The sequence below is a fragment of the Actinomycetospora sp. NBRC 106378 genome (assembly GCF_030269685.1).
Taxonomy (GTDB): Bacteria; Actinomycetota; Actinomycetes; order Mycobacteriales; family Pseudonocardiaceae; genus Actinomycetospora.
In genome coordinates, this window is record NZ_BSTT01000001.1 from 84,048 (window position 1) to 95,487 (window position 11,440).

Annotated in this window: 9 protein-coding genes; 7 read left to right on the top strand and 2 right to left on the bottom strand. The window is 72.2% G+C overall.

The features are described 5' to 3' along the window. The first annotated feature begins 180 nt into the window (after window positions 1–180). The 7 genes from QSK00_RS00450 (at window position 181) to QSK00_RS00480 (ending at window position 8,405) form a co-directional block, all read left to right on the top strand. Window positions 181–1,446: an alpha/beta fold hydrolase gene (locus QSK00_RS00450; RefSeq protein WP_285586346.1), complete on the top strand. Its 1,266-nt coding sequence runs from the start codon at window positions 181–183 to the stop codon at window positions 1,444–1,446. A gap of 152 nt (window positions 1,447–1,598) precedes the next feature. Then, entirely contained in the window at window positions 1,599–2,777 is a 1,179-nt protein-coding gene (locus tag QSK00_RS00455) for an acetyl-CoA C-acetyltransferase (RefSeq protein ID WP_285586347.1), read from the top strand. Between the two features lie 118 nt (window positions 2,778–2,895). Continuing rightward, the gene (locus tag QSK00_RS00460; protein ID WP_285586349.1) at window positions 2,896–3,984 is read left to right on the top strand and encodes an S-(hydroxymethyl)mycothiol dehydrogenase; all 1,089 of its coding nucleotides are present in this window, start codon (window positions 2,896–2,898) and stop codon (window positions 3,982–3,984) included. Next, the gene (locus QSK00_RS00465; protein ID WP_285586351.1) at window positions 3,984–4,652 is read left to right on the top strand and encodes an MBL fold metallo-hydrolase; all 669 of its coding nucleotides are present in this window, start codon (window positions 3,984–3,986) and stop codon (window positions 4,650–4,652) included. The genes QSK00_RS00460 and QSK00_RS00465 overlap by 1 nt, the downstream gene beginning before the upstream one ends. Continuing rightward, a complete protein-coding gene (locus tag QSK00_RS00470) occupies window positions 4,631–5,821 on the top strand; it encodes a gamma-glutamylcyclotransferase family protein (protein WP_285586353.1) in 1,191 nt (396 codons plus the stop codon). The genes QSK00_RS00465 and QSK00_RS00470 overlap by 22 nt, the downstream gene beginning before the upstream one ends. 509 nt (window positions 5,822–6,330) lie before the next feature. Beyond that, on the top strand, window positions 6,331–7,239 hold the full coding sequence (locus QSK00_RS00475) for an ABC transporter ATP-binding protein (protein WP_502871996.1): 909 nt from the start codon (window positions 6,331–6,333) through the stop codon (window positions 7,237–7,239). Further along, a complete protein-coding gene (locus tag QSK00_RS00480) occupies window positions 7,236–8,405 on the top strand; it encodes an ABC transporter permease (RefSeq protein WP_285586355.1) in 1,170 nt (389 codons plus the stop codon). The genes QSK00_RS00475 and QSK00_RS00480 overlap by 4 nt, the downstream gene beginning before the upstream one ends. 2 nt (window positions 8,406–8,407) lie before the next feature. On the opposite strand, the gene QSK00_RS00485 is transcribed toward QSK00_RS00480, so the two are convergent. Next, entirely contained in the window at window positions 8,408–9,781 is a 1,374-nt protein-coding gene (locus QSK00_RS00485) for a cryptochrome/photolyase family protein (RefSeq protein ID WP_285586357.1), read from the bottom strand. A 175-nt stretch (window positions 9,782–9,956) separates the two neighbouring features. Continuing rightward, window positions 9,957–11,258, bottom strand: a complete 1,302-nt coding sequence (locus QSK00_RS00490; protein ID WP_285586359.1) for a citrate synthase — start codon at window positions 11,256–11,258, stop codon at window positions 9,957–9,959. Window positions 11,259–11,440 lie beyond the last annotated feature (182 nt).

An 11,440-nucleotide genomic window follows, 5' to 3' on the forward strand; every position in this document is an offset into this window, starting at 1 on the left:
GGCGGTCACACGTATCTATGCGTTCCGCGACACACCCGTGACGGGGTCCGGCCGATCGTCGCAGCGCACGCGTCCGCATGCCCCGAGCGAGTGTTTGCGAACTATGCCTAGCGGACTTACGGTTCGCCGAGCAGCCCGGTGCCGTCGCCTGTCACGGGCTGCCCGAGGAGGAATCCCGCCATGACCGTGACCAGTGACCGCTCGGCCGTGACCGACGGTGCCACCGAGGCCCCGGACGCGCCGGCCATCGACCCGGTCGACCCCGCGGCCTACCTGCGGACCTTCCGCGGCGAGACGCTGCGCAAGGCGACCACCGCCCTCGTCGAGGGCGGCGCGTACGTCACCACGCGCGCGCTCGCCCAGGCCGCGACCCCGCACCGCACCGTCTACGACGCCGTCCGCTGGTGGGGTCACGTGCTGGGCCGCCGTCGGCCGACCTGGTCGACCGAGCACCGCATCGTCTGGGAGACCCCGATCGCGCGGCTGCGCGACTTCACCGACGGCGCGACCGACGACGTCGTGCCCACGCTCGTGCTCCCGCCGCAGGCCGGGCACGACTCGTGCATCGTCGACTTCCAGCCCACCCAGTCGCAGATGCAGGTCATCCGCAAGGCCGGTCTGACCCGCGCGTTCACCCTGGACTGGGTCGGCGCCACGCAGGCCACGAAGGGCACGACGATCGAGGACTACGTCGCGGTGGTCGACCGCGCCGTGGACACCGCGCTCGAGGGCACCGGCCACACCACGGTGAACCTCGTGGGCGACTGCCAGGGCGGCTGGCTGTCCACGATCTACGCCTGCGTGCACCCCGAGCGCGTCAACACCCTGACGCTCGCCGGCGCCCCCATCGACTTCCACGCCGGCGACACCGCCATCGGCGCCTCGTCGCGCGTGATGACGCGGCGCTACGGCAAGATCCCGTACCGGACGATGGTCGCGATGGGCCGGGGCAACATGCCCGGGCAGTTCGTGCTCAACGGCTTCATCGCGATGAGCCCGGACGCCGAGATCGCCAAGCACGTCGACCTGCTCCGCCACCTCGACGACCCGGCCGCGATCGCGCGCTACCAGGCCTTCGAGGACTGGTTCAAGCACACCCAGGACGTCCCGGGCACGTTCTACCTCTGGCTCGTCGAGCACCTGTTCTCGGGCAACGAGCTCATCGAGGGCCGCCTGGAGGTCGGCGGGAAGCGGCTGTCGATGGCCGACCTGTCCTGCCCGCTGTTCCTGCTCGGCGGCGCGACCGACCACATCACCCCGCCGGTCCAGGTGTTCCGGGCCGCCGACGCGGTGTCGACGCCCGCGGACCAGGTCTGGAAGCGCACCGCCCCCGGCGGCCACCTCGGCCTGTTCATGGGCAACCAGGCGCTGCGCGAGGAGTGGCCGCCGCTGATGGCGGAAGTCGCGCGCTACTCGGGGGTCACCGGGGAGGAAGCCTCCGACTGAACCGATCCCCGTGTCCGGTGCCGCTCCTCGGGTGCATGTTCGGCCCTGGGGTGTGGGCACCGACACGGGTAGGTTCGAGGACTCCGGCGGTCGTCGCGGTCCTCGCCCGACGTCGTGCTCGCAGACCCCCGCCTACCTCCAGGAGGACGTCCATGCCCGGCTCCGTCATCGTCTCCGGCGCCCGCACGCCGATCGGCAAGCTCTCCGGGGCCTACGCCGATCTGACCGCGCAGCAGCTCGGCACCACCGCGATCCAGAAGGCCCTCGAGCAGGCCGGCATCTCCGGCGACCAGGTCGAGTACCTGATCATGGGTCAGGTCATCCAGGCCGGCGCGGGCCAGAACCCGGCGCGCAAGGCGGGCACCGACGCCGGCATCCCCATGTCGGTGCCGTCGTTCACGCTGAACAAGGTCTGTCTGTCGGGCCTCGACGCGATCGCCATCGCCGACCAGATGATCCAGGCGGGCGACTACGACGTGGTCGTCGCGGGCGGCATGGAGTCCATGACCGCCGCGCCGTACCTGCTGCCGAAGGCCCGCCGCGGCTACAAGTACGGCGGCGGGAAGATCCTCGACGCCACCGAGTTCGACGCCCTCACCGACGTGTACGACCAGGAGTCGATGGGCGCCTCGACCGAGCGCTACTCGAAGGCGATCGGCCTCACCCGCGAGGCGATGGACGAGTTCGCGGCGTCCTCGCACCAGCGCGCGGCCGACGCGGCGAAGAACGGCCGGTTCGACGCCGAGCTCGCCCCGGTCTCCGTGCCGCAGCGCAAGGGCGACCCCGTCGTCGTCACCGAGGACGAGGGCGTCCGCGGCGACACCACCGCCGAGGGCCTGGGCAAGCTGCGTCCGGCGTTCGACAAGGAGGGCGCCATCACCGCGGGCACCTCCTCCCAGATCTCCGACGGTGCCGCCGCCGCGGTGATCATGTCGGAGAAGAAGGCGAAGGAGCTCGGCCTCGAGGTCCTCGCCCGCATCGGCCACCACGGCTGGGTCGCGGGCCCGGACAACTCGCTGCTCTCCCAGCCCTCCCGGGCCATCTTCAAGGCGCTCGAGCGCGAGGGCCTCAAGCCCGACCAGCTGGAGATGCTCGAGCTGAACGAGGCGTTCGCCGCGGTGGCCCTGCAGTCCACCCAGGAGCTCGGCGTCGACCCCGCCCGGGTCAACCCCGACGGCGGCGCGATCTCGCTCGGCCACCCGGTCGGCATGTCCGGCGCCCGGATCGCGATCCACCTCGCCCACGAGCTCAAGCGTCGGGGCGGCGGCATCGGCGCGGCCGGTCTGTGCGGCGGCGGCGGCCAGGGTTCGGGCCTGATCCTGCACGTGTGACCCTCCCGCGGCGCCCTCTCCCGCCGGAGAGGGCGCCGTGCGGCGGTTGCGTAGTCGCCCCCGTCACGTGGAACCCTGCGCATGAGCGCATGCACCGACGACGACGTGGAGGGCGAACATGCCGCAGGAGGTCCGGGGAGTCGTGTCCCGGGAGAAGGGCAAGCCGGTCACCGTCGAGACGATCGTGGTGCCGGATCCGGGTCCGGGTGAGGCCGTGGTCGCGATCGCGGCGTGCGGGGTCTGCCACACCGACCTGCACTACCGCGAGGGGAACATCGAGGACGCGTACCCGTTCCTGCTCGGCCACGAGGCCGCGGGCACGGTCGAGGCGCTCGGCGAGGGCGTCACCGGTCTCGAGGTCGGCGACTACGTCATCCTCAACTGGCGCGCCGTCTGCGGGGTGTGCCGGGCCTGTCGCAAGGGCAAGCACCACCTCTGCTTCGACACCCACAACGCCGCCCAGGCGATGACGCTCAAGGACACCGGCGAGGAGCTCAAGCCGGCCCTGGGTATCGGGGCGTTCGCGGAGAAGACCCTGGTCCACTCCGGGCAGTGCACCAAGGTCAACCCGGAGATCGATCCGGCCGAGGCCGGACTGATCGGCTGCGGGATCATGGCCGGCGCCGGTGCGGCCATCAACACCGGTGAGGTCAAGCGCGGCGAGACCGTGGCCGTCATCGGCTGCGGTGGCGTGGGCGACGCGGCGATCGCGGGCGCGGCCCTGGCCGGCGCCACCACGATCATCGCGGTGGACACCGAGGACCGGAAGCTCGAGTGGGCCAAGGGCTTCGGCGCCACCCACACGATCAACGCCAAGAACACCGACCCGGTGCAGGGCATCCGCGACCTCACCGACGGCTTCGGCGCCGACGTCGTCATCGACGCGGTCGGCATCCCGGCCACCTGGAAGCAGGCCTTCGAGGCGCGCGACCTCGCCGGGCGGCTCGTGCTCGTCGGCGTCCCGTCGCCGGACATGAAGCTCGAGGCCGACTTCCAGCCGTTCTTCTCCCACGGCGGGTCGCTGCGCTCGTCCTGGTACGGCGACTGCCTGCCCAGCCGGGACTTCCCGATGCTGGTCGACCTGGCCCTGCAGGGCCGCTTCCCGCTCGACAAGTTCGTCACCGAGCGCGTCTCGCTCGACGACGTCGAGTCGTCCTTCGAGAAGATGCACCACGGCGACGTGCTGCGTTCGGTGGTGATCCTCTGATGGTCGGCTACGGGGACACGGTCGGCACCGGCGTCAACGACGGCGGGCCGATCGAGAACGTCGTGACGTCCGGGAAGTTCGAGCTCGACGGCGGGTCCTGGGACGTCGACAACAACGTCTGGATCCTCGGCGACTCCAGCGAGGTCGTCGTCATCGACGCGGCCCACGACGCGCAGGCCATCCGGAAGGCCGTCGGCGACCGCAACGTCACCGCGATCCTGTGCACGCACTCGCACAACGACCACGTCAACGCCGCCCCGGCGCTGTCGAAGGCGCTCGACGCGCCGATCCTGCTCAACCCCGAGGACCGGGTGGTGTGGGACCTGACCCACCCCGACCTCGAGCCGGACGGTCGGATCGAGGACGGCGAGACCTTCACGATCGCCGGGATCGACCTGAAGATGATCCACACGCCCGGGCACTCACCGGGTTCGACGTGCTTCTACGCGCCCGACCTCGGCGTCGTCTTCACCGGCGACACCCTGTTCCAGGGCGGGCCGGGAGCCACCGGGCGGTCGTACTCCGACTACGGGGTCATCCTCGAGTCGATCGAGCGCAAGCTGTTCGCACTGCCCGGCGAGACGATCGTCCGCACCGGGCACGGGGACCACACGAAGATCGGCGACGAGTCGCCGCATCTCGAGGAGTGGAAGGCGGCGAAGGAATAGCCGCCGTCCCGGACGACGAGTACCCGGCCGACCCCTATCCCGGGGTCGCGCCGGGTTTCTCGTTCCTGCACGACGACGGCCTGACCCACGAGCTGGTTCCCGACGACCGCTGCCGCGGCGGCTGGCGCGTCGGCGCCACCGCGATCGACGACCTCGTGCGGGTCCCGCTCGCCGGGCGCGTGCCGGTCCTGGCCTACGGGTCGAACTCCTGCCCGTCGAAGATCACGTGGCTGCGCCGCGAGCTCGGGCTGCCCGGCCCGGTGGTGGCGCTGCGCGTCACGGTGTCGGGGATGGCCGCGGTGTGGGCCGCGGGCCTCCGCGTCCGCGACGACGCCCGTCCCGCCACGCTGTTCTCCCCCCGTGGCAGGAAAGCGTCGTTGCTGTCACCTCGTGACAGCAACGACGCTTTCCTGCCACGTGACGAGACCCACCACGTCTGGCTCGCCACCCCGGAGCAGGTCGCCGTGCTCGACCGGTGCGAGGGCCGGGGCAGCCGGTACGACCTGGCCTGGCTGCACGGGGCCACGGTGCACGACGAGCGGGGGGTCCGGCTCGACCCGGTGCTCGGGTACTGGCCCGCCCCGCGACGGCCCGGGGAGGACCCCCGCACCGACCGGTCGCCGCTGCTCGTCGACGGCGCCCCGGTGCGGATCCGCGACGTGACCCAGGCGGCGGCGCGCCGCCTCACGGGCGTCCCGGCGCCGGTGCCGTCCGACGCCGCGACCGTGGTCCCCGCGGGCTGCCCCGACCCGCGTTCCTGGCCCGACCGGGTCTTCGTCTACGGCACCCTGCAGCCCGGGGCGTCCGCATGGTGGCGGCTCGCGCCGGCCGCCCGGGCGAGCACACCCGCCGTCGGGACCGGGCAGGTCTACGACACCGGGCTGGGCTACCCCGCGCTCGTGGCGGGCCCGGGGACGGTGCACGGGCACGTCGTCACGCTCACCGACCCCGCGCGCGCCCTGCCCGCTCTCGACGCGTACGAGGGTCCGGACTACCGGCGGGAACGGGTGGTCGTGTACCGGGAGGCGAACGCCGCGGAGCGCTCCGCCGACGGGTCGGCGACGGCGTCCTCGACCGGGTCCGGGCCGGTGCTCGCCTGGGCCTGGCTCTGGGACTCGGCGCCACCACCGGAGTGGCCGACGGTGACCGGTTCCTGGTCGGAGCCCTGATCGGTATCGCCCTCGGCGCGCGCGTGGCGCGGCGGCGTCACCGTCATCGGCACGGAGACGGCGAGGCGGCCCGCCGTCGTCACGAGCACGATGTGGTCGGAACCCGCGTCGGCCCGCGGCTCGGTGACCGACTCGTCGGCGGGCGGCTGGTCGTCCCGCACCGACCGGCCGTCGGGGGCGGCGCGGCGCAGCAGCACGGCGGCGCGGACGAGCAGGGCGATACCCGCGAGCAGCGCGAGCCCCGCGACCCCGAACGCCACGAGCGCGAGCACCGGCGAGTGCAGCCGTGGCGCCTGGGTGATCGCGAGCGGGGCGGCCGCGGCGAGCAGGGCGACGGTCACGACGAGCACGACCAGCAGCCGCATCCCCCACCCCCGCCCCACGAGACCCGGGATCATGCTGGCCGACGGCGGGTGGTCGTTCCAGGACCCGGCCGGGTTCGACCTGATCACGATCGGGTGGAGCGTTCCCGGTTGGACAGCCCGTCGGGCGGACGGGACAGTGATCGCGTGCTCGAGATCGACGGCGTGTCGAAGCGGTACGGGACGGTCCGGGCGCTGCAGGACATGACGTTCTCGGTCCGCCCGGGCGAGCTGTTCGGCTTCGTCGGGGCGAACGGCGCGGGCAAGACGACGACGATGCGGATCGTCCTCGGGGTGCTCGCGGCCGACGCCGGTGAGGTCCGGCTGGAGGGCCGGCCGATCGACGCGGCCCGCCGGCGGCGGATCGGCTACATGCCCGAGGAACGCGGCCTGTACCCGAAGATGGCGGTGGGCGAGCAGCTGCGCTACCTCGCCGAGCTGCACGGGATGAGTGCCGGCGACGCGAAGGCCGCGGCGGCGCGCTGGACCGCGCGGCTCGGGGTGGCGGAGCGCGCCGGCGAGGAGGTGCAGAAGCTGAGCCTCGGCAACCAGCAGCGGGTGCAGCTCGCGGCGGCCCTGGTCCACGAGCCGGACGTCCTCGTGCTCGACGAACCGTTCTCCGGCCTCGACCCGGTGGCCGTCGACGTGATGAGCACGGTGCTGCGGGAGCGCTGCGACGCGGGCGCGCCGGTCGTGTTCTCCTCCCACCAGCTCGACCTCGTGGAGCGGCTGTGCGACCGCGTCGGGATCGTCCGGGACGGGTCGATGGTGGCGCAGGGACGGGTGGACGAGCTGCGCGCGGGCGACGGGACGGGCGCCTCGACCGTCGTCGTCCATGCCCCCGACGCCCCCGCGGGCTGGACCGACGACGTGCCGGGGGTGAGCGCGAGCCGGGCCGAGCACGAGCGCACGGTGGTCACCCTCGCGGCCGGTGCCGACGACCAGGCGCTGTTGCGGGCGGCCCTCGCCACCGGCCCGGTCCACGAGTTCACGCACCGGCGGCCGTCGCTGACCGAGCTGTTCCGCGAGGCGGTCGGCGAGGGGGTGGTGGCGTGAGGACGGTCCTGCTCATCACCCGGCGCGAGTTCCTGGCGCGGGTCCGCGGTCGGGCGTTCGTGATCTCGACGGCCGTGATCCTGCTGATCCTCGTCGGCTACTCGCTGTTCGTCGGCTCGCTGAGCTCGGCCGGCGACTCCGGCTCGACGACGGTGGCCGTCGCCCCCGAGACCCTGGGCATCACCTCGGCGCTGCGGACCGCCGCCGACGACCAGGGCCGGATCGTCCGCGTGCTGCCGGTGTCCGACGCCGCCGCCGGACGGGCCCTGGTGGCCTCGGGGGACGCCGACGCGGCGCTGTCCGGCCCACCGACCCGCCCGCGCGTCGACGTCGAGACCTCCCTCGGCAGCGCGACCGGCTCCGTCGTCACCGTCGCGACCACCCTCCTCGCCCAGCAGCAGCTGCTGCCCGACCCGTCCGCCGCCGACGCCGCGATCGCCGCTGCCGAACCCGTCGTCGTCGCCGCGCGGCCGGAGGACCCGGCGCAGGGGCTGCGGATCGGGCTCGGCGCCTTCGGGGCGTTCCTGCTCTTCTTCTCCATCCAGACCTACGGCGCGATGGTCGCCCAGGGCGTGGTCGAGGAGAAGTCCAGCCGCGTCGTGGAGATCGTGCTCGCGACGGTGCGGCCGTGGCAGCTGCTGCTGGGCAAGGTGCTCGGGCTCGGCGCGGTCGGGCTGCTGCAGCTGGTCGTGCTGGGCGGGGTCGGGCTGGGGGTGGCGGGCACGGCGGGGCTGCTGGTCGCCGGGGCCGGGCTGACGGGGACGCTCGTCTCCGTGCTGGTCTGGTACCTGCTGGGCTTCACGATGTACGCGACCGTCTACGCCGCGCTCGGCTCCCTGGTGTCGCGCCAGGAGGACACGCAGAGCGTGCTGACCCCGGTGTCCATCGTCGTGCTGATCGGCTTCGTCGCCGGGTTCAACCTGGTGCTCTCGGCGCCGACGTCGACCGCGCTGACGGTGCTCTCGCTCATCCCGCCGTGGACCCCGCTCGTGATGCCGGCGCGGATCGCGCTCGGCGGCGTGCCCCTCTGGGAGGTCGCGCTCGCGTTCGTCCTGACGGCGGCGTTCACCGCCCTCGTGCTCTGGCTCGGCGGCCGGATCTACGCCCGCTCGGTGCTCCGCACCGGCGCGCGCGTGTCGTGGCGCGAGGCGTTCACCGGGCGGTAGCGCTACAGGGCGTTGAACCGGGCCAGGGCCTCGTTCCGCTCGGCCTTGTGGTCCACGATCGGCTCCGGGTAGTCCGACGGCGGGTCGGGCAGCTTCCAGGGCTGGTGCACCTTCTTGCCCTCGATCTCGGCGAGCTCCGGGACCCATCGGCGCACGTAGTCGCCCTGCGGGTCGAACCGCTCCCCCTGGGTCACCGGGTTGAACACGCGGAAGTACGGCGCCGCGTCGGTGCCGGTGCCCGCCGCCCACTGCCAGCCGTGCTGGTTGGAGGGGAGGTCGCCGTCGACGAGCAGGTTCATGAAGTGTCGCGCGCCCCACCACCACGGCAGGTGCAGGTCCTTCACCAGGAACGACGCGACCGCCATCCGCATCCGGTTGTGCATCCACGCCTCGCCCTGCAGCTGGCGCATCGCGGCGTCGATCGCCGGGAAGCCGGTGCGGCCCTCCTGCCAGGCCGCGAACTTCTCGTCGGCCTTCTTCCCCGAGTCGAGCGGGATCGAGTCGAACTTCGGGTCGAAGTTCTCCCGGGCGCTGCGGGGGAACCACCAGAGGACGTGGCCGTAGAAGTCACGGAAGCACAGCTCGTTGCGGTAGGACGTCGCGCCCTTGCCGTCGCCCCCGGCGTCGGCCAGCAGGGTGCGGGGATGCACCGTGCCGTACTTGAGGTGCACGCTCATCCGGCTGGTCCCGGGCTTGTCCGGGCGGTCGCGGGTGTCGTCGTAGTCGGTGAGGTGCTCGTCGACGAACGCCTCCCAGCTCTCCCGCGCCGCCTGCTCCCCCGCCTCGGGGAGCTCGGCGTCGAGCTTCGGGTCGTCGGGGACCTTCACCGCGCGCGGGCCGCCGTCCTTGTCCGACGGGTCCATCCACGTCAACGTCGTCGCGTCGGTGTCGGCCGGGGCGGCGTCCCGGACCCGCTTCGTCCACTCCTTGGAGAACGGGGTGAACACCTTGTACGGGGTGCCGTCGGACTTCGTGATCGTCCCCGGCTCGGTCAGGTACGGGGAGCCGGAGCGGACGAGCTCGACGTCTCCGAGGGCCTTCTCCACCGCCTCGTCGCGCTCGCGGCCGTAGGGGCCGAAGTCGGCCGCGACGTGCACGGAGGCCGCCCCGACGGCCTGCGCGATCCGCGGGACGACGTCGGCCGGGTCGCCCTTCACGACGAGGAGGCGGCCGCCGAGCTGCTCGTCGAGCGCCCGCAGGCAGCGGTACAGGAAGGCGGTGCGCCGCGGGCCGGCCGGCTCGAGGAGCCTCGGGTCGAGCACGAACAGCGCGAGCGCCCGGTCGGCGCGCTCCTTCGCGGCCAGGAACGTCGGCTGGTCGCCGACCCGCAGGTCACGGCGGAACCAGACGACGGCGGTGGAGGTCGCGGGAGCCATGCCCGACAGGTACCCGCACCCGGCGTCGGGAAGCCCCCGGGACACGCGTGAGGGGAACCCTCGAGCCACAAGAGCGACCAGATGTTCCCCTCACGCGCCCGGTGGTCGGCGCGTGAGGGGAGGATCCGAGCGTTCTTATGGGCTGAGGGTTCCCCTCACGTGGAGCAGGCGCGGACTAGCGCTTGTCCATCGGGACGAACTCGCGCTCGGTCGGGCCGGTGTAGACCTGGCGCGGGCGGCCGATGCGGGTGTCCGGGTCCTCGATCATCTCCCGCCAGTGCGCGATCCAGCCGGGGAGCCGGCCGATGGCGAACAGGACGGTGAACATCTCCGTCGGGAAGCCCATCGCCTGGTAGATCAGGCCGGTGTAGAAGTCGACGTTCGGGTAGAGCTTGCGCTCGACGAAGTACTCGTCGTTGAGCGCGTAGTCCTCGAGCTTGGTCGCGATGTCGAGCAGCTCGTCGCCGCCGCCGAGCTTCTCGATGATGCCGCGGGCGGTGTCGCGCACGATCGCGGCGCGGGGGTCGTAGTTCTTGTAGACCCGGTGCCCGAAGCCCATGAGGCGGACGCCGGGCTCCTTGTTCTTGACCTTCTTGACGAATTCGTCGGTGTTGCCGTGGTTGTCGCGGATGTTCTCGAGCATCGTCAGGACGGCCGCGTTGGCGCCGCCGTGCAGCGGGCCGAACAGCGCGTTGATGCCCGCCGAGATCGAGGCGAACAGGTTGGCCTGCGACGAGCCGACCAGCCGCACCGTCGACGTCGAGCAGTTCTGCTCGTGGTCGGCGTGCAGGATGAACAGCATGTCGAGGGCCTTGGCGACCTCGGGGTCGACCTCGTACTGCTCGGCCGGCAGTCCGAAGGTCATGCGCAGGAAGTTCTCCACCAGGGACAGGTTGTTGTCCGGGTAGAGGAACGGCTGCCCGATGGAGTTCTTGTAGGCGTAGGCCGCGAGCGTCGGGACCTTCGCGAGCAGACGGACCGTCGAGAGGTCGACGTTCGGCTCGTCGAACGGGTCCAGCGACCGCTGGTAGAAGGTCGACAGCGCGGAGACCGCGGACGAGAGCACCGGCATCGGGTGCGCGTCGGCGGGGAAGCCGTCGAAGAACTTCTTCAGGTCCTCGTGCAGCATCGTGTGCCGCTGGATCTGGTCGGTGAAGTTCTCGAGCTGGGTCTGGGTGGGGAGCTCGTCGTAGATGAGCAGGTAGCTGGTCTCGACGAAGGTGGAGTTCTGCGCCAGCTGCTCGATCGGGTAGCCGCGGTAGCGCAGGATGCCGGCGTCACCGTCGATGTAGGTGATGTCGGAGCGACACGACCCGGTGTTCACGAACCCCGGGTCGAGGGTGATCAGACCGGTCTCGCCGAGGAGCTTGCCCAGCTGGATCCCGGACGAGCCCTCGGTGGCCTCGACGATCTCCATCGTGTGCTCCCCGCCCGGATAGGACAGGGTCGCGGTGCGCTTCTCGCCGTCGTCGGCCATCGAATGCATCCCTCTCACGCGTGCTCGAGCGGGAGGGGGACGACGCCGGTCCGGCGGGACGGGGACGGTCGGTCCCCGCGTCGTCGATGGCGTCACCCCGAGGCGAACTCCCGCGGGTGTTGGGGCGTCGTACGCTGCGCGAACCGTAGCGCTCGCGCGCCGATCACCGCAGCACGGGAATC